The sequence below is a fragment of the Marilutibacter spongiae genome, assembly GCF_014145325.1.
GTDB lineage: Bacteria > Pseudomonadota > Gammaproteobacteria > Xanthomonadales > Xanthomonadaceae > Marilutibacter > Marilutibacter spongiae.
Genome location: NZ_JACHTF010000004.1, coordinates 18333 through 37096 on the forward strand (window position 1 = coordinate 18333; position 18764 = coordinate 37096).

Genomic DNA, 18764 nt, shown 5'->3' on the forward strand with positions numbered 1-18764 from the left:
TGGCGCCCTGCGGTGGATGTCTTCGGCCCAGTCATACAGGCCGGCACCCTCCCCGCCGCTGAACGGCGGGGAGGCGTCGGGACTACTGGCGCGGCGTGCCGTCGGCGTCCAGCACCTGGACGTCGCCAAGCCCCAGCGCGCGGATCGGCGCTTCGATCGTGTCCAGGTCGCCGACCACGACCCAGGTCAGCTCGGCCGGGTCGATCGCACGGGCCGCCCCGGCCACCTGGGCCGGGGTCATCGCCTGGATCTCGGCGTTGCGGCGGACGATGTAGTCGTCGGGCCGGTCGTAGCGCACGATGCCGCCGATGGTGCCCATCACCGACCCCGCGGTTTCATACGCGCCCGGCAGGCTGCGGCTCTCGTTGGCCTTGATGCGGTCGATTTCGGCGGGGGTCGGCGGCGCCTTGCCGCTGACGTACTCGCTGATCTCACGCTGCATCTCGGCCAGGGCCTCGGCGGTCTTGTCGATCTGCACCGGCGCCAGGGCCAGCCACGGCCGCTGGCCAAGCGCGTTGGTCAGCACGGTGCGGGCACCGTAGGACCAGTGCTTGTCCTCGCGCAGGTTCATGTTCAGGCGCGCGACGAACGAACCGCCGATCACCTCGTTGGCCATCTGCAGCAGGGTTTCGCCGTCGCTGCCGGTGGGCGGCATCAGCTCGCCGGCGAAGATGTTGGCCTGCACCGCGCCGGGCTGGTCGATCAGGTAGACCTTGGCCTTGGCCGGACGGGCCACCTCGGCCACCGCGGGCGCGGACGGCGCTGCGCCGGCGCCGGTCCAGTCGCCCAGGTGGCGGTCGAGCACGGGCACGATCTGCTTGAGCGTGGTGTCGCCGACCACGATCAGGGTGGCGCCTTCCGGGCGCACCCAGGCCTGGTGGTAGGCGGTGAGGTCGTCGCGGCCCAGCGAGGCGATCGAGGCTTCGGTGCCCGAACCGCTGAACGGGATGCCGTAGGGATGGTCGGCGCCGTACAGCAGCGGCGGCAGCACGCGCAGTGCGGCCGAGTTGGGGCTGGCCTTCTCCTGCTTGATCCCGGCGATCCAGCTGGCCTTCACCCGCTCGATCTCGGCGGCGTCGAACCGCGGCGCGCGCAGCATGGTCGCGAACAGCTCCAGCGAGGGCTCCACGTTCTCCTTGAGCGCCGACAGGTAGGCACTGCCGCCATCGAGCGATGCACTGGCGCCCAGGTTGGCGCCCAGCGATTCGGCCCGGTCGCGGAAGCCCAGCGCGTCGTAGTCGCCCGCGCCTTCGTCGAGCATGCTCATGGCGAAGCTCGAGGCGCCCAGCTTGCCGCCGGCATCGGCCTTGTAGCCGCCGCCGAACTCATAGCTGAACTGCACGACGGGGATGTCGTGGCGCTCGGCCAGGATCACCCGCGTGCCGTTCTTGAGCTCGGCGCGCTGCAGTTCGGGGAACTTGAGGGTCGGGAACTCGGTGGGCATCGGCACGCCGGCGCTGCGATCGACGCCGTCGCCGCTGGTGCGGTACTTCGGATCGACGGCGGGCGCGGCGAACGGTGCCGGGGTCTCGGCCGGTTCCTCGGCCAGCGGGCTGCGCTCGCCGGGCTCGACGACCAGGGTATGCGAGCCCTCGCCCAGCCACTTGCGACCCATGGCCTGCACGTCGCCCGCGGTGGTCGCCGCGACGTTGGCCAGCGACTCGCGGAAGCAGCCCGGGTCGCCCTCGTAGACCGCGCATTCGGCCAGCGCGTCGGCCTTGCCGCCGAAGCCGCCGATGCGCTCGATGCCGCGGATGAAGCCGGCGCGCGACACGGTCTTGGCCTGCGCGAGCTCGGCCGCGGTCGGCCCCTCCTGGACCAGCCGGTCCAGTTCCTCGTCGATGATGGCCTCGACGCGGGCCACGTCCACGCCCTCCTTCACGCTGACCATGACCAGGAAGTTCGACCCCAGCTGCGAGCCATAGGCGCCGGTGCTGACGCTGTCGGCCAGCTTGTCGCCGTGCACCAGGCGCTTGTCCAGGCGCGAGGAGGCGCTGCCGCCGAGCACCTGCGACAGGACCTGCAGCTGGTCGAGGTCGCGGGTGCCGATCTGCGAGACGTTCCAGGCACGGTAGATGCGCGCCTGCGGCACCTTGTCGGCCATCACCTCGCGGGTGTCGGCCGGGCGCTGGGCGACGTCGATCGCGGGCTGCGACATGGTCGGGCCGGCCGGGATGTCGCCGAAGTATTTCGCGACCTTGGCCTTGGCGGTGGCGACGTCGATGTCGCCGGCCAGCACCAGCACCGCGTTGTTGGGCCCGTACCAGGTGCGGAACCAGGTCTTCACGTCCTCCAGCGAGGCCGCGTTGAGGTCGTTCATCGAACCGATCGTGCTGTGGTGGTACGGGTGGCCCTTGGGGTACAGCGCGCGCCCGAGCTTTTCCCAGACCTGGCCGTAGGGCTGGTTTTCGCCCTGGCGCTTTTCGTTCTGGACCACGCCGCGCTGTTCGTCGAGCACCTTCTGGTCGATCGCGCCGAGCAGGTGGCCCATGCGGTCGGACTCCATCCACAACGCCATGTCCAGCGCCGTGGTGGGCACGTTCTGGAAGTAGTTGGTGCGGTCGGAGTTGGTGGTGCCGTTCATGTCGGTCGCGCCGACCAGCTCGAAGGGCTCGAAATATTCGCCCCGGTGGTTCTCCGAACCGTTGAACATCAGGTGCTCGAACAGGTGGGCGAAGCCGCTGCGTCCGGCCGGCTCGTCCTTGCTGCCCACGTGGTACCACACGTTGACCGCCACGATGGGTGCCTTGCGGTCGGTGTGGACGATCACGCGCAGGCCGTTGGGCAGGGTGAACTCTTCATAGGGGATGTCGACGCGCGCGCCGGCCGCGGCCTGCGACGGGGCGGGCATGCCGCCGGCGAAGCCGCCCAGCGCCGTGGCCAGGGCGACGGCAAGCACGCCGCGCCCGAGCAGGCGGCGGCCACTGCCTTCGGCGTGGCGGGTGGAGGTGGAAACCGGAGCAGTGCGCGCACCGCGGACAGCGAAACTCATGGACATCTCCCCTTCGTACTTGATGGTGGCGCGGCGCCCACCATGGCGCCGGACATGGACGACAACGCATCATCCTAGCCCACCCCCCCCCGTGCCGCCGTGGGCCACAAGTCCCGGCCGCGCACACCCCGCCTGCACCCGCGCCGTGCTTGCATGGTCGCGCGGGCCACGCCGCGCCGATCCCGGAGGACCTCCATGCCCACGCCCCGACGCTGCCTGGTCACCGGCGCCAACCGCGGCCTGGGCCTGGCCTTCGTCCAGCAGTTGCTGGACCGCGGCGACGACGTGGTCGCCACCTGCCGGCACCCGGGGCGCGCGACCGCGCTGAACGCCCTGGTCGGGGAACATCCCGGCCACCTGCACCTGTTGCCGCTGGAGCTGCGGGAGCCGCGCTCGATCGAAGCGCTCGCGCACGAGCTGCCGCTGGTCTGCGACGGCCTGGACCTGCTGGTCAACAACGCCGGCGTGCTGCATTCGGGCGAGCGCTTCGGCAGCGTGCCGGCGGCCAACCTCGACGACAGCTTCCGCAGCAACGCCAGCGGCCCGTTCCTGCTCACCCAGGCCCTGTCCAGGCAGCTGGCGCCGGGCGCGCGGGTCGCCAACCTGTCGTCGTCATGGGGGTCGATCGCCGGGCTGGAGGCCTTCCGGACCCCCACCTATGCGATTTCCAAGGCCGCGCAGAACATGGCCACCGCCCTGCTCGCCCGCGCCCTGGCCGACCGCGGCATCGTCGTCCTCGCGCTCAACCCCGGCTGGGTCAGGACCGAGATGGGCGGCACGCACGCGAAGCTGTCGCCCGACGAGGCCGTCGCCGGCCTGCTGGCGGTGATCGACGGCGCCGGCATCGACGACAGTGGGCGCTTCCTCGACTGGCGCGGCGAGGCCGTACCATGGTGAGGTCCTGACCCGGGCCCCGACGGCCTCCACCTGCGCCCGCGCGCGATGCATCCCGCGTTCGGCGGAACCCCCGATGTTCGACGTCATCCTCTACCAGCCCGAGATCCCGCCCAACACCGGCAACGCGATCCGCCTGTGCGCCAACACCGGCGCGCGCCTGCACCTGGTCGCCCCGCTGGGCTTCACCCTGGAAGACAAGCAGCTCAGGCGCGCGGGCCTGGACTACCACGAGTACGCCAGCGTGCAGGTGCACGAGGGCCTGGACGCGGCACTGGCGGCGATCGCGCCGCCGCGCCTGTTCGCGCTCAGCACCCGCGGGCGGACGCGCTTCGACGCGCCGCGCTATGCCGCCGGCGATGCCTTCCTGTTCGGCCCCGAGACGCGGGGACTGCCCGATGCGGTGCTCGACACCCTGCCGCCGGAGCAGCGCCTGCGCCTGCCCATGCGGCCCGGCAACCGCAGCCTCAACCTGTCCAACAGCGTCGCGGTGGTGGTGTTCGAAGCCTGGCGGCAGCACGGCTTCGACGGCGGCGCCTGAGCCGCGTCGACTTCCTCGATTTCAGGGTCATCGCCAACTACACCTTCGATCTGCCGTGACGGGCGGGACGTACGTGCGGGCGTTTCCACGCGACCCTGAACAGCAGCAATAGTTCCTGAACCTTTCGGTTCATAATTAAGCCTGAATTGGGTTTCGCTACGGATACTGGCTCGCACCGGGATGGGAAGGTTCCCCCGAAACGACCGCCGCCCGGGCCAACACCCAAAAAATAAGAGGCTGAGTCCTTATGAAGCGTTCCACCATTTCCAAGCTTGCCGCCCTGAGCCTGATCGCCGCCGTGCCGTTCGCCGCGTCCGCGGCCGAAGGCGTCTCCTACAGCTATGTCCAGGGCGGTTACATCGCCACCGATACCGACAACGGCGACGCCGACGGCTGGGCCATCGAGGGGTCGGGCGCGATCGCGCCGAACTTCCATGTCTTCGGCAAGTACAGCAACCAGGAGCTCGACGGCACCAACTTCGATTTCGACCAGTGGAAGCTGGGCGTGGGCTACAACCACGAGATCAACCGCAGCGTCGACCTGCTGACCCGCGTGGCCTACGAGAAGTTCGACGCCGGCTACGGCTTCGACTTCGACGGCTGGAGCGTCGAGGCGGGCGTGCGTGGCGCGTTCAGCCCCAACTTCGAGGGCTATGCCCTGGCCGGCTACGAAGACTACGAAGACACCGACGGCGACTTCTACGGCCGCGTCGGCGCCAACGCCAAGTTCAACCAGAACTGGAGCATCAACGGCGACGTCAAGTTCGCCGACGGCGACACCGAGTGGTTCGTCGGTCCGCGCTACTCGTTCTGAGACCCCGCGCGCCCCCCAGGGGGCGCGCACCCCCGCAACACATCGCCTTGGATCTCTCTCTCCCCCGAAACATCGCGATGCTGGGCCCGGCCACTGGCCGGGCTTTTTTTTGCCCGCGGTCCGGCGATCTGCCTGGATTCCCGGACGCCCGTTGTCGGGCGTCCGCGCGAGATCCCGCTCCGCCGTCCCTGCGGATACTGGATGCAACCCCAACACACCGTCATCCCAGCGAACGCTGGGATGCAGCCTTTCCGGCTGGAACGGCCGGCCAGCGTCACGACAGGCGAAGGCGAGGCGCATCGAAAGATGCATACGGGTTGTTGCCAACGCAGGAGACCAAGAGCTGGATCCCAGCGTTCGCTGGGATGACGGCGCAGGGTCGGGACCGAGGTTGCCCGGTTCGGCCGGGCGGCATTCCCCGGACCTGGGTGAAGAACCAATAAAAAGCCCCGCAGGCAGGGGGGGCCGGCGGGGCTGGGGAACGGCGCCTGGGGAGGGGCAGACCGTTCCGGGGGATCACTCCAGGGGAGGGGAGAGATCAGCGACAGGCGTTGCACCTGTCGCGATACATATGACCATTCCGAGCATGGATGGTTCGTGAAGATTCGGGTTAAGAAATTGTTGGGTTCAGAGACGGTTCACCCTGTATTTCAGGGCACGCCGCGGCTGTCCCCGTACTGTGCCGCATCGGTCATCCTGAACGGGCAGGACCGGGCCTCCGGGCGCCTCAATGCGCCTCCTCCCAGTTCATGCCCACCCCACTGTCCACGACCAGCGGCACGCGCAGTTCGGCGGCACGGCACATGCGGCGCGTGACCTCGTCCAGCAGCGTCTCGACGAAACCCTCGTCCACCTCGAAAACGAGTTCGTCGTGCACCTGCAGCACCATCAGGGCGCGCTCGGCGTGCCCCTCCAGCCACGCATGGATGTCGATCATGGCCCGCTTGATGATGTCGGCGGCGGTGCCCTGCATCGGGGCATTGATCGCCGCGCGTTCGGCGCCGGCGCGAAGCCCCTGGTTGCGGGCAGCGATGTGCTCCAGGTAGAGGCGACGGCCGAACACGGTTTCCACGTAGCCCTGTTCGCGCGCATGGGCGCGGGTGCGGTCCATGAAATCACGCACGCCCGGATAACGGCCGAAATACAGGGCGATGTAGTCCTGGGCCTCGCCGCGGGCGACGCCGAGCTGCTTGGCCAGGCCGAACGCGCTCATGCCGTACATCAGGCCGAAGTTGATCGCCTTGGCGGCGCGGCGCTCGTTGGGCTCGACCGCGTCGATGGCCTTGCCGAACACCTCGGCCGCGGTCGCCTTGTGGATGTCCGCGCCGGAGGCGAAGGCCTGCACCAGGCCTTCGTCGCCCGACAGGTGCGCCATGATCCTCAGCTCGATCTGCGAATAGTCGCAGGCGACGATGCGCCTTCCCGGCGGCGCCACGAAGGCGGTGCGGATGCGGCGGCCGTCGTCGGTGCGGATGGGGATGTTCTGCAGGTTCGGTTCGCTGGACGCCAGGCGCCCGGTCGCGGCGCCGGCCTGGTGGTAGCTGGTGTGCACGCGACCGGTCTCGGGGTTGACCATCTCCGGCAGCTTCTCGGTATAGGTGTTGCGCAGCTTGTTGAGGCCCCGGTACTCGAGGATCACGCGCGGCAACTCGTGCTGGTCGGCGATGGCCTCCAGCGCTTCCTCGTTGGTGCTCGGCTGGCCCTTGGGCGTCTTCACCAGGGCCGGCAGCCCCAGTTCGTCGAACAGCAGGGCGCCCAGTTGCTTGGGCGAGTCGAGGTTGAAGCTGCGGCCGGCGAGCTCGGTGGCCTTCTGCTGGGCGGCGAGCATGCGCTTGCCCAGGTCGGCCGACTGACGCCGCAGTTCGGCGCCATCGATCATCACGCCATTGGCCTCGATGCGCTCGAGCACGCGGACCAGGGGCATCTCGATGTCGCGGTAGACCCGCTCGAGCGCCGGCACCTCCGCCAGCCCGGGGCCGAGCACCCGGTGCAGGCGCAGGGTCACGTCCGCGTCCTCGGCCGCGTAGCGGGTGGCATCGTCCAGGGCCACCTGCGAGAACGGGATCGCCTTGGCGCCCTTGCCGGCGACATCGGCGTACTTGATGGTCTCGTAGCCCAGGTAGCGCTGGGCCAGCGAGTCCATGTCGTGCCGGGTGGCGGTGGCGTTGAGGACGAAGCTCTCGAGCATGGTGTCGTCGGCGTAGCCCTGGACGTCGACGCCGTGCCGGCGCAGGACGTGCAGGTCGTACTTGCCGTGCTGGCCGATCTTGCCGGTGCCGGCATCGGCCAGCACCGGCCGCAGCGCATCCAGCACGACGTCCATCCCCAGCTGGACGGGCGCGCCGGGGTAGTCGTGCGCGACCGGCACGTAGCAGGCGCTGCCGGCGCTCACGGCGAAGCTCAGCCCGACCAGGCGCGCGCGCATGGGGTCGAGCGAATCGGTCTCGCAGTCGAAGGCGAAGGCATCGGCCGCCTCGAGTTTCGCGCGCCAGGCCTCCAGCTGCGCCGGTTCGGTCACGCATTCGTACTCGCCGGGTGCCGCCAGGGCCGGGTCCGGCGCGTCGACCGCCGCCGTGCTGCCGCGCGCGTGGCCGGCGGCGGTGTTGCGCATGCCGGCCACCTCGGCGCTGGCCTGGGCGTCGGCCGCTGCATCGCCGCCGTCGAGCTCGCGCAGGGCCTGCTTGAAGCCGTAGCGCGCGTACAGCGTGCGCAGGGCACCGGTATCGGGCGCGCGCAGGCCCAGGTCGGTGGGTGCGCTGTCGAGGGCGACGTCGGTCTTGATCGTCACCAGGGTGCGGTTGAGCGGCAGGCGGTCGAGCGCTTCGCGCAGGTTCTCGCCGATCTTGCCCTTGATGCCCGGCGCGTGCTCGATGACGCCGTCGAGGCTGCCGTACTCGCCCAGCCACTTCGCCGCGGTCTTGGGACCGCACTTGGTGACACCCGGGACGTTGTCGACGGCGTCGCCCATCAGCGCCAGGTAGTCGACGATCTGGTCCGGACGCACCCCGAACTTGTCGAGCACCGCCTGCTCGGAGTCCATGCGGCTGCCGCTCATGGTGTTGACCAGGTGGACGTGCGGGCCGACCAGCTGGGCGAAGTCCTTGTCGCTGGTGGAGATGGTGACCTCGATGCCGCGGGCGGCGGCCTGTTGCGCGAGGGTGCCGATGACGTCGTCGGCCTCGACGCCGGGCACGCGCAGGATCGGCATGCCCAGGGCTTCGACGATGTCGCACATCGGCTGCACCTGCGCGCGCAGCTCATCGGGCATGGGCGGGCGGTGGGCCTTGTAGTCGGCGTACAGGTCGTCGCGGAAGGTCTTGCCGGGCGCGTCGACCACGAAACTGACGTAGTCGGGCTTTTCCTTGAGCGTGGCGCGCAGCATGTTGACCACCCCGAACAGCGCGCCGGTCGGCTCGCCGGCGTCGTTGCTCAAGGGGGGGAGCGCATGGAACGCGCGATAGAGATAGCTGGAGCCGTCGATCAGGACGAGGCGGGGCGTGGTGTCGGTCATGCGGCGATTCTACGCCCCGTGTCCGCCCGACCGGACCCGGTGTGGTGCCGCGTCCGCGGGGAGCGTCACTTCCCGTGGGCGCGCGGCGGCGTATGCTGGCGCCATCGCATCGGCGCGCGGCCCCGTGCCGCCCGGCCCCCGCCCAACGAGACCCCAAGGACACGTCATGCGCATCGCCCTGCCCGCCCTGCTCGCCCTGTCCCTTGCCGCCTGCGCCAGCGGCGGCGGCTACGGCGCCGACCCCACCGCCAACCTGGCCAATCCGGAAGTCATCCGCAGCGAACAGCCCAACGGCGACGTGATCGAGGAATACCGGGTCAACGGACGCCTGCAGGTGGTCAAGGTCACGCCCGCGCGTGGCCCGGTCTACTACCTGGAAGACCGCGACGGCGATGGCCGCCCGGACAACGGCGAGACCGTGTCGCCCGTGCTGTGGAAACTCTTCGAGTGGGACTGAGGCGAAGCCTCGCCGCTCGATGCCGAGCCCCCACAACGCGAAATGCCGACGCAGGGCGTCGGCATTCCGGGGACAGCGGCCCCGGGCAAGCGCCGGGATCGCTGCTGCGAAGGCGCGCTACGCGCCTTCGGCACGCATCAGAGCGCGGCGTCCTTGAGCTTCTTCAGCGGACGCACCTTCACCTTGACGGTGGCGGGCTTGGCGGCGAAGACCTGCTCTTCCTTGGTGAAGGGGTTGATGCCCTTGCGCTTGGGCTTGGCCGGCACCTTGACCGAGGTGATCTTCAGCAGGCCCGGCAGGGTGAACGAACCCACGCCCTTCTTGCTGATCGAACCGGCGACGGTGTTCTCCAGCGATGCCAGCACGGCACGCACGTCCTTGGCCGCGACGCCGGAGGCGTCGGCGATGTGCGCGACCAGGCCCGACTTGGTCAGGGCTTCCTTGATCGGCTTCGGCGCGGCCGGCTTGGCGGCGGCCGCCTTCGGCGCGGCTTTCTTTACGGCTTTCTTTGCAACAGTCTTCTTGGCCATGCGTGTCCCCTGGTGGGTAATGGTGTTGGGTATGCCTGGAATCCCCCGGCAACCGGAATGTAGGGCAAGCCCGGCGCCACGCCAAGCGGTCAGGCGGCAAAAAACGCCTGAAATCGGCCAATAATCGAAAAAAAGTCCGAAAAGCCCCGGCTCAGGCCGGCTGCAGGTTGGCGTAAGCCAGCACCAGCCACTTGCTGCCGGCCTCGTCGAAGTTGACCTGGACCCGGGCATGCGCCCCGCTGCCCTCGTAGTCGACGACCGTGCCGCTGCCGAACTTGGGGTGGGTCACCGAGGCACCCAGGGGGATCGAGGGGCCCTCGATCGCGGCGTGCCCCATCGCCCGGCGCGGCCGCGCCGAGGCCATGGGCCGCGATACCTGCACCTTGGGCCGCACCTCGTGCAGCAGCGCCGGCGGGATCTCGCGCAGGAAGCGCGAGGGCATGCCGAACATGTCCATGCCATGGATGCGCCGGCTCTCGGCATAGCTGAGCACCAGCTTGTGCCGCGCGCGCGTGATGCCCACGTAGGCCAGCCGGCGCTCCTCTTCCAGGCGACCGGATTCCTCGGTCGACTTGTTGCTCGGGAACAGGCCTTCCTCGAGTCCGCCCAGGAACACCAGCGGGAACTCCAGGCCCTTCGCGCTGTGCAGGGTCATCAGCTGCACGCCGTCCTCGCCCGCCTGCGCCTGGCCTTCGCCGGCCTCCAGCGAGGCATAGCTCAGGAACGCGACCAGTTCGGGCATGGCCGCCGCGTCCTCCTCGTCGGCGCGCACGAAGCGCGACGCCACCGAGACCAGTTCGTCGAGGTTGTCGGTGCGCGAATCGAGCTGCCCGCGCGACTCGTTGGCGTAGTGCTCGCGCAGGCCCGAGCGCGCCAGCACGTGGTCGACCTTCTCGGGCAGCGGCATGTCCGCCAGTTCCGCGTCCAGCGTGTCGATCAACTGCACGAAGGCCGCCAGCGCGTTGCGCGCGCGCGCCGCGAGGCCGCTCTCGACGCTGATCCGCTGCGCCGCGTCCCACAAGGGCAGGCGGTCGGCACGGGCGCGCTTGCGCACCTCGTCCAGGGTGCGCTCGCCGATGCCGCGGGTGGGCGTGTTCACCGAGCGCTCGAAGGCGGCATCGTCGGCGCGGTTGGACACCAGCCGCAGGTAGGCCAGGGTGTCCTTGATCTCGGCGCGCTCGAAGAAGCGCAGGCCACCATAGACCCGGTACGGCACCTGTTCGGCGAGCAGGGTTTCCTCGAACACGCGCGACTGCGCGTTGCTGCGGTAGAGGATCGCGACGTCGCCATGGCTGCCGCCGTCGCGCACCCACTGCTTGAGCCGCTCGACCACGAAGCGCGCCTCGTCCATCTCGTTGTAGGCGGCGTAGAGGTCGATCGGTTCGCCGCTGCCGGTGTCGGTCCACAGCTTCTTGCCGAGGCGGTCGGGGTTATGCGCGATCACGGCGTTGGCGGCATCGAGGATGTTCGCGCTGGAGCGGTAGTTCTGCTCAAGGCGGATCGTGCCGGCGCCCTCGAAGTCGCGCAGGAAGCGCTGCATGTTCTCGACCTTGGCGCCGCGCCAGCCGTAGATCGACTGGTCGTCGTCGCCGACCACGAAGACCTGGCCTTCCTCGCCGGCGAGCACGCGCACGAAGGCGTACTGGATGGCGTTGGTGTCCTGGAACTCGTCGACCAGGATCTGGCGGAAACGATGGCGGTAGTGGGCCAGCAGGGCCGGGGTGTCGCGCAGCAGCTCGTGCGCGCGCAACAGCAGTTCGGCGAAGTCGACCAGGCCGGCGCGGTCGCAGCGCTCCTGGTAGGCCGCGTAGACCTTGCGCATCACGTCGGCCCACTCGTCCTGCCCGCCCTGCAGATGTTGCGGGCGGCGGCCTTCGTCCTTCTGCGCGTTGATCCACCAGGTGATCTGCCGCGGCGGGAAACGGGTGTCGTCGAGTTCCAGCGCCTGGACCACGCGCTTGACCAGGCGCAGCTGGTCGTCGGAGTCGAGCACCTGGAAGGCCTCGGGCAGTTTCGCTTCCTGCCAGTGCAGCCGGAGCAGGCGGTGGGCGAGACCGTGGAAGGTGCCGATCCACATGCCGCGGGCGCCATGGGCCAGTTGCGCATCGACACGCGCGCGCATCTCGCCGGCGGCCTTGTTGGTGAAGGTCACCGCGAGGATGCCGTGGGTCGGCACGGCGAAGACCTCGTTCAACCAGGCGATGCGGTGGGTGAGGACGCGGGTCTTGCCGGAACCGGCGCCCGCGAGGACCAGATAGTGGCCGGGGGGCGCGCTGACGGCCTCGCGCTGGGCCGGGTTCAGCCCGTCGAGCAGGTGGGAAACATCCATCGGCCCATTGTACGCTGCGGGCATGGACGCGCCGCTGCGACCGCCCGCATGAATCGCCCGCGCCCGCGCGCCTGGGTTTGCGGCGGGCCCTGCCTGTGGGCCCTGCTCGCGTGCACCGGACCGGCCCGGGCCGGCGACGCGCCGCCCGTCGAGCGAGAGCCCGCCCTGGACATGCCCGGGGGCGAGTTGCGCATCGAGCTGCCCGAAGCCGCGCCTGCGCGGCGACGGATGCTGCAGGCCTGGGTCGACGAGGTCGCCGCGGGCATCCCGGCGACGTTCGGCCGCTGGCCGCTGCAGCGCGCGTGGGTCCGGATCGTGGAGATCGACAGCCGCGACCGCAGCCCGGTCCCCTGGGGCCAGACGAAGCGCGGCGGGGCGTCGCCCGGCGTGCTGCTTTACGTGCGCCGCGACGCGGGACTGGCCGAACTGCGCGCCGACTGGACCGCCACCCACGAGTTCGCGCACCTGTTCCATCCCTACCTCGGCCGGGAAGGCCGCTGGCTGGCCGAAGGCCTGGCCAGCTACTACCAGAACGTGGTCCGCGCCCGCGCCGGCACGATGGCCCCGCGCGAGGCCTGGCGTGCGCTGGATGCCGGCTTCCGCCGCGGCGAGCGCGAAACCGTCGACGGTCCGCTGGCATCGGCCGGCCGGGGCGAGACCATGCGCGTCTACTGGGCCGGCGCCGCCTTCTGGCTGGAAGCCGACCTCGCCCTGCGCAGGCGCGGCCAGCACCTGGACCAGGTGCTGGCCGACCATGCCGCGTGTTGCCTGGCGACGGCGCCCCCACGCGATCCCGCGGCCTTCGTCGCGGCGCTCGACCGCGTCGCCGGGACATCGGTGCTCGCGCCCCTGTACCGGCGCCACGCCGCCGCCCGCAGCTTCCCGGCGCTGGCCGGCAGTTACGCCACCCTGGGGCTGCGCCGCGAGGGCGACGCGCTGCGCTTCGACGCGGCCGGGCGCGAGGCGCGGACCGCGATCATGGGCAGCGACGCGGCCCGCTGAGCGAGCCGCCGCCGCGCGAGGTCAATGCGCCGCGGCCTTGCCAGGCTTGGTGACCTGGGCCATCAGGCGGTCGGTGTAGGCGATGCCGATCGCCGACAGGATGAAGACGCAATGGATGATCGTCTGCCACATCACGCCTTCGGTGGTGTAGGTCGCGCCTTCGCCGCCGAGGTTGCCGATGGCGATGAAGGTCTTCAGCAGGTGGATCGAGGAGATGCCGATGATCGCCATCGCCAGCTTCACCTTCAGCACGCTGGCATTGACGTGGCTCAGCCACTCCGGCTGGTCGGGATGGCCCTGCAGGTTCAGGCGCGAGACGAAGGTCTCGTAGCCGCCGACGATGACCATCACCAGCAGGTTGGAGATCATGACCACGTCGATCAGGCCCAGGACCAGCAGCATGATGTCCTGTTCGCTGAAGCTCGCCGCGCCGTGGATCAGGTGCCAGAGCTCCTTCATGAAAAGGAACACGTAGACGCCCTGCGCTACGATCAGGCCCAGGTACAGGGGCAGCTGCAACCAGCGCGAGCTGAAGATCAGGTACGGCAACGGGCCAAGGCGCGGCGTCTGCGATGTCGACATGGGATGGGCTTCGGTTGGGAATCGCGCAGGGTAGCCAGCGCTCCGCGCCCGCTCAAGTACCGGGCGGGGCGGCTCGCCGCGCGGCGGTGGCGGCCGGCGCCCGGGCCAGCGCGTACACTGGCCGTCCCCACGACCCGGGAGTGCCTCGCATGATCGACCTGCATTACTGGCCCACCCCCAACGGCCACAAGATCACCCTGTTCCTCGAGGAGGCCGGCCTGGAATACCGCGTCCATCCGGTCGACATCGGCGCGGGCGACCAGTTCAAGCCGGAGTTCCTGGCGATCTCCCCCAACAACAAGATGCCGGCGATCGTCGACGACGCGCCCGCCGACGGCGGTCCGCCGATCAGCGTGTTCGAGTCCGGCGCGATCCTGCTGTACCTGGCCAACAAGACCGGCCGCTTCTTCGCCGACGACCTGCGCGGCCGCATCGAAGTGAGCCAGTGGCTCAACTGGCAGATGGCCGGGCTGGGCCCGATGACCGGCCAGTACGGCCATTTCCACGTCTATGCGCCCGAGCCGATCCCCTACGCCCGCGACCGCTACGCGCGCGAGGCCGCGCGCCTGCTGGGCGTGCTCGACAAGCGCCTGGCCGACCGCGAGTTCGTCGCCGGCGTCCACTACAGCATCGCCGACATGGCCTGCTATCCGTGGATCGATCCGTACGAGAAGGCGCCGATGGACCTGTCGGGCCTGCCCCACCTGCGCCGCTGGCGCGAGGCGATCGCCGCCCGCCCGGCGACGGTCCGCGCCTATGCCGTGGCCGAGCAGCACCGGGTGCAGCGGGAAATGACCGAGGAGATGCGCCGCAACCTGTTCGGCACGCCGTCCGGCGCCGCCTGATCGCCACGCCCGCCCGTCACGCCTCGCCCATCGACCGCCCCGTATAAGACGACCCATCGACCCGACATGAACAAGACGCTCGCGCGCTGCCTGCTTGCCATGACCCTGACCGCCTCCGTTCCCCTCGCCACCGCCCAGGACGGGCCCGACCGGCCGCATGGACTCACGCTGGAGGCCCTGGCGGGCGATGCGCCGCTGTCCGGGCCCAGCCTGACCAGGCCGAAGATCGCGCCGGACGGCTCGAAGGTGACCTTCCTGCGCGGCAAGGCGAACGACCGCAACCGCCTCGACCTGTGGGCCTACGACGTGGCGAGCGGCCGGACCGAGCGCCTGGTCGACGCCGACGACGTGCTGCCGCCAGGGCAGGAAGTGCTCAGCGACGAAGAGAAGGCCCGGCGCGAGCGCCAGCGCATCGCCGGCCTGAGCGGCATCGTCGACTACCAGTGGTCGCCGGACGGCCGGCAGCTGCTGTTCCCCCTCGGCGGTGAGCTCTATCTGTACGACCTCGCCGCAAGCGGCGCGGCGGCGGTGCGCAAGCTGACCGACGGCGAAGGCTTCGCCACCGACCCGAAGCTCTCGCCCAAGGGCGGCTTCGTGAGTTTCATCCGCGACCGCAACCTGTGGGTGATCGACCTGGCCACCGGCAGGCCGGCCCAGCTCACCCGCGACGGCAGCGACGTGATCGGCAACGGCGTTGCCGAGTTCGTCGCCGACGAGGAGATGGCGCGCCACACCGGCTACTGGTGGGCGCCCGACGACTCGGCCATCGCCTTCGCCCGGATCGACGAGTCGCCGGTGCCGGTGCAGAAGCGGTACGAGGTGTACCCCGACCGCACCGAAGTGGTCGAGCAGCGCTACCCCGCCGCCGGCGACGACAACGTGCGCGTGCAGCTGGCGGTGATCGCGCCCAAGGCGGGGGTCGCCCCGCGCTGGATCGACCTGGGCAGCGAGGAGGACATCTACCTGGCGCGGGTGGACTGGCGCGATGCGCGCCACCTGACCTTCCAGCGCCAGTCGCGCGACCAGAAGACGCTCGAACTGGTCGAGACCGACCTCAACAGCGGCCGCCAGCAGGTGCTGGTCACCGAAACCTCCAGGACCTGGGTGCCGTTGCACGACAACCTGCGCTTCCTCGACGATGGCCGCCTGCTGTGGTCCAGCGAACGCAGCGGCTTCGAGCACCTGTACGTGATCGACGGCGACGGCAAGAGCACCGCGCTGACCCGCGGCGAGTGGCCGGTCGACAGCGTCCTGGCGGTCGACGAGGCCGCGGGCCAGGTCTACTTCGCGGCCGGCCGGGAGTCGCCGCTGGAAAGCGCGGTCTATCGCGTGCCGCTGGCCGGCGGCGCGATCGAGCGCCTGTCGAAGGTGGCCGGCACCCACTCGGCGACCTTCGCGCGCAACGCCAGCGTCTACGTCGACAACTGGTCCAACCCGGCCACGCCGCCGCAACTGACCCTGTTCCGCAACGACGGCAGCGCGATCGCCGACCTGGTCGAGAACGACCTCGACGACGCCGACCACCCCTACGCGCCCTACCGCGACGCCCACCGCCCGATCGAGTACGGCACCCTCACCGCCGCCGACGGCGAGACCCCGCTGCACTACAGCCTGCTCAAGCCGGCCGGCTTCGACCCGTCCCGGCGCTATCCCGTGGTCGTGTACGTGTATGGCGGCCCGGCCGCGCAGACCGTCAAGCAGGCCTGGGCGCCGGACTTCAACCAGTACCTCGCCCAGCATGGCTACGTGGTGTTCTCGCTGGACAACCGCGGCACGCCGCGCCGGGGCGAAGCCTTCGGGGGCGCGCTCTACGGCCGCCAGGGCACCGTCGAGGTGGCCGACCAGCTCAAGGGCGTGGAATGGCTGAAGTCGCAGCCCTGGGTCGACGGCGCGCACATCGGCGTGTACGGCTGGTCGAACGGCGGCTACATGACCCTGATGCTGCTGGCCAAGGCATCCGACCAGTACGCCTGTGGCGTGGCCGGCGCGCCGGTCACCGACTGGGCGCTGTACGACACCCATTACACCGAGCGCTACATGAACCTGCCCGCGGCCAATCCGGACGGCTACCGCGAGGCGCGCGTGGTCGAGCACATCGACGGCCTGGCCTCGCCGCTGCTGCTGATCCACGGCATGGCCGACGACAACGTGCTGTTCTCCAACTCCACCGCGCTCATGAGCGCGCTGCAGAAGCGCGGCCAGCCCTTCGAACTGATGACCTACCCGGGGGCCAAGCATGGCCTCAAGGGCGCCGACCTGCTGCATCGCCTGCGCATCACCGAGGGCTTCTTCGCGCGCTGCCTGAAGCCCATGCCCTGAGCCGAGCGTGACCTTCGGCGCATGGCCGGGGGCCGCGCGTCGGTGATGCTGCCTCCTTTCCAGCCAACGGGAACCGCCATGACCAGACCGCTCGTCCTCGCCATCGTCCTTGCCCTGGCCGTTCCGCTGCCGTCGCTCGCCCAGGAGGCGGCGACCGGGAGCGCGCAGGCCGCCAGCCCCGCCTGGGTCGCGCGCAGCAACGAGCTGGCGGGCATCCTGATCGAGGCGCAGGCGGAGTTCTCGCCGGAAAGCTTCTCCTTCCTCGGCATCCCCGGCTACGACGACAAGGTGTCCGACTTCGGGCCCGATGCCGGCAAGCGCGGGCGCGAGGCCACCGCGCGCGCGCGCGACGCGCTGAAGGCGAAGCTCGCCGTCGAGCGCGATCCGCAGGTGCGCCAGGACCTCGAGCTGCTGATCGCCTCGGCCAACGACAGCATCGAGAGTTCGGAGACCTACGAGCGCCTCACCCTGCCCTGGGTCGACGCGCCCCAGCTCGTCTTCAGCGGGATCCAGAGCCTGCTGTCCGACCAGGTGCAGCCCGAGCGCCGCGCGCGCGCGCTCGACCGCCTGAAGGCCTACGTCGGCATGGACGGCGCGCACGCGCCGATCACCGAACAGGCGATGGCGCGCTACGCCGAACGCGCCGGCGACGCCGCGCTGCTGCGTCCGACGAAGCTCGAGGTGGAACAGGCACTGGGCAACGTCGACACCTACGTGGACGGCATCCGCAAGCTGTTCGCGAAGTACCAGGTGGCCGGCGCCAATGAGGCGCTCGACGCGATGGACACCCAGCTGCACGCCTACGCCGCCTGGGCGCGCGGCACCGTGCTGCCCGAGGCGCGCACCGACACCGTGCTGCCGCCGGCCCTGTACGCGCTCTCGCTCAAGCAGGTGGGCATCGACATCGACCCGAAGGTGCTGGTGCAGCGTGCCCAGCTCGAGTTCATGGAAACGCGCGCGGCGATGCAGGCGCTGGCGCCGCGCGTGGTCGCCGAGAAGGGCCTGTCGGTCAAGGACCCGAACGACTACGTCGAGGTGATCCAGGCGCTCAAGCGCGACACGATCCCCAACGACGCGCTCGAGGCCCGCTACCGTACGGTGATCGACCGCATCGACCCCATCATCCGCGAGGCGCGCATCGTCGACGTGCCCAACCGGCCGATGGTCATGCGGTTGGGTTCCGAGGCCGAATCGGCCGCGCAGCCCGCGCCGCATTTCAAGCCCGCGCCGCTGGTGGGCAACACCGGGCAGCAGGGGCAGTTCGTGCTGCCGGTCGCGGTGCCCCAGGCCGACGGCGAGGCGCTTCGGTACGACGATTTCAACTTCGATGCCGTGCGCTGGACCCTGTCCGCGCACGAGGGCCGCCCCGGCCACGAGCTGCAGTTCACCGCGATGGTCGAGCGCGGGGTGTCGCTGGCCCGCACCATGTTCGCGTTCAACTCGGTCAACGTGGAGGGCTGGGCCCTGTACGCGGAGGCCGAAATGGTCCCGTACGAGCCCGTCGACGGCCAGCTGATCGCCCTGCAGTTCCGCCTGCTTCGCGCCGCCCGCGCGATCCTCGACCCGATGCTCAACCTGGGCCTGACCGACCGCGACAGCGCGGGCCGCGTGCTGCGCGAGAAGGTCGGCATGTCCGAGGCGATGACCAAGCAGGAGCTCGACCGCTACACCTTCAACGCCCCCGGACAGGCCGGCGCGTACTTCTACGGGTACAGCCGCATCCTGGAGCTGCGCATGGCCACCGAGCTCGCCCTGGGCGACCGTTTCGACCGCCTGGCGTTCAACAACTTCCTGCTCGACCAGGGCCTGCTGCCGCCGGACCTGCTGGCGCAGGCGGTGAACGAGGTGTTCATCCCCGCCCAGCGCGAACGCTGAACGGAGCGAAGCCGGGACCGGCCGCCGGTCGGTCCCGGGCTCTGGCTATACTCGGGGCCTGTCGTCCGCCCAT

Annotated in this window: 13 protein-coding genes; 8 read left to right on the top strand and 5 right to left on the bottom strand. The window is 70.2% G+C overall.

Annotated features, from left to right (window positions below; translation table 11 throughout):
- Positions 1–82 precede the first annotated feature (82 nt).
- Positions 83–2851: a M16 family metallopeptidase gene (locus H4F98_RS04705; protein WP_425487572.1), complete on the bottom strand. Its 2769-nt coding sequence runs from the start codon at positions 2849–2851 to the stop codon at positions 83–85.
- A 336-nt stretch (positions 2852–3187) separates the two neighbouring features.
- Between H4F98_RS04705 and H4F98_RS04710 the strand changes: the two genes are divergently transcribed.
- The 3 genes from H4F98_RS04710 to H4F98_RS04720 all read left to right on the top strand — a co-directional run bounded on the left by H4F98_RS04710 (position 3188) and on the right by H4F98_RS04720 (position 5241).
- Positions 3188–3889, top strand: a complete 702-nt coding sequence (locus H4F98_RS04710) for an SDR family oxidoreductase (RefSeq protein WP_182685489.1) — start codon at positions 3188–3190, stop codon at positions 3887–3889.
- Between the two features lie 73 nt (positions 3890–3962).
- Positions 3963–4427: a tRNA (cytidine(34)-2'-O)-methyltransferase gene (locus H4F98_RS04715; RefSeq protein WP_182685490.1), complete on the top strand. Its 465-nt coding sequence runs from the start codon at positions 3963–3965 to the stop codon at positions 4425–4427.
- 247 nt (positions 4428–4674) lie between these two features.
- Positions 4675–5241 (top strand): OmpO family porin, encoded by a 567-nt coding sequence (locus tag H4F98_RS04720; protein WP_182685491.1) that lies wholly within the window; start codon positions 4675–4677, stop codon positions 5239–5241.
- Between the two features lie 727 nt (positions 5242–5968).
- Here H4F98_RS04720 and polA read toward each other — a convergent pair.
- The gene (polA, locus tag H4F98_RS04725; RefSeq protein ID WP_182685492.1) at positions 5969–8752 is read right to left on the bottom strand and encodes a DNA polymerase I; all 2784 of its coding nucleotides are present in this window, start codon (positions 8750–8752) and stop codon (positions 5969–5971) included.
- Between the two features lie 166 nt (positions 8753–8918).
- Between polA and H4F98_RS04730 the strand changes: the two genes are divergently transcribed.
- Complete coding sequence (locus tag H4F98_RS04730) at positions 8919–9209, top strand: DUF2782 domain-containing protein (RefSeq protein WP_141517939.1); 291 nt, start codon at positions 8919–8921, stop codon at positions 9207–9209.
- 137 nt (positions 9210–9346) lie between these two features.
- On the opposite strand, the gene H4F98_RS04735 is transcribed toward H4F98_RS04730, so the two are convergent.
- Positions 9347–9739, bottom strand: a complete 393-nt coding sequence (locus H4F98_RS04735) for an HU family DNA-binding protein (RefSeq protein WP_182685493.1) — start codon at positions 9737–9739, stop codon at positions 9347–9349.
- 151 nt (positions 9740–9890) lie between these two features.
- Positions 9891–12068 carry a DNA helicase II gene (gene uvrD, locus H4F98_RS04740; protein ID WP_182685494.1) on the bottom strand — a complete coding sequence of 726 codons (2178 nt, stop codon included), beginning with the start codon at positions 12066–12068 and terminating at the stop codon, positions 9891–9893.
- 48 nt (positions 12069–12116) lie between these two features.
- Here uvrD and H4F98_RS04745 point away from each other — a divergent pair, with 48 nt between their 5' ends.
- On the top strand, positions 12117–13070 hold the full coding sequence (locus H4F98_RS04745; RefSeq protein WP_182685495.1) for a M61 metallopeptidase family protein: 954 nt from the start codon (positions 12117–12119) through the stop codon (positions 13068–13070).
- A 21-nt stretch (positions 13071–13091) separates the two neighbouring features.
- Here the strand turns inward: H4F98_RS04745 and H4F98_RS04750 are convergent, their stop codons facing one another.
- Positions 13092–13652, bottom strand: a complete 561-nt coding sequence (locus H4F98_RS04750; RefSeq protein WP_182685496.1) for a TIGR00645 family protein — start codon at positions 13650–13652, stop codon at positions 13092–13094.
- Positions 13653–13801: 149 nt separating this feature from the next.
- On the opposite strand from H4F98_RS04750, the gene H4F98_RS04755 reads away from it, so the two are divergent.
- The 3 genes from H4F98_RS04755 (at position 13802) to H4F98_RS04765 (ending at position 18691) form a co-directional block, all read left to right on the top strand.
- A complete protein-coding gene (locus H4F98_RS04755; RefSeq protein ID WP_182685497.1) occupies positions 13802–14497 on the top strand; it encodes a glutathione binding-like protein in 696 nt (231 codons plus the stop codon).
- Positions 14498–14596: 99 nt separating this feature from the next.
- Positions 14597–16816 (top strand): S9 family peptidase, encoded by a 2220-nt coding sequence (locus tag H4F98_RS04760; protein ID WP_182685675.1) that lies wholly within the window; start codon positions 14597–14599, stop codon positions 16814–16816.
- A gap of 78 nt (positions 16817–16894) precedes the next feature.
- Complete coding sequence (locus tag H4F98_RS04765; RefSeq protein ID WP_182685498.1) at positions 16895–18691, top strand: DUF885 domain-containing protein; 1797 nt, start codon at positions 16895–16897, stop codon at positions 18689–18691.
- Positions 18692–18764 lie beyond the last annotated feature (73 nt).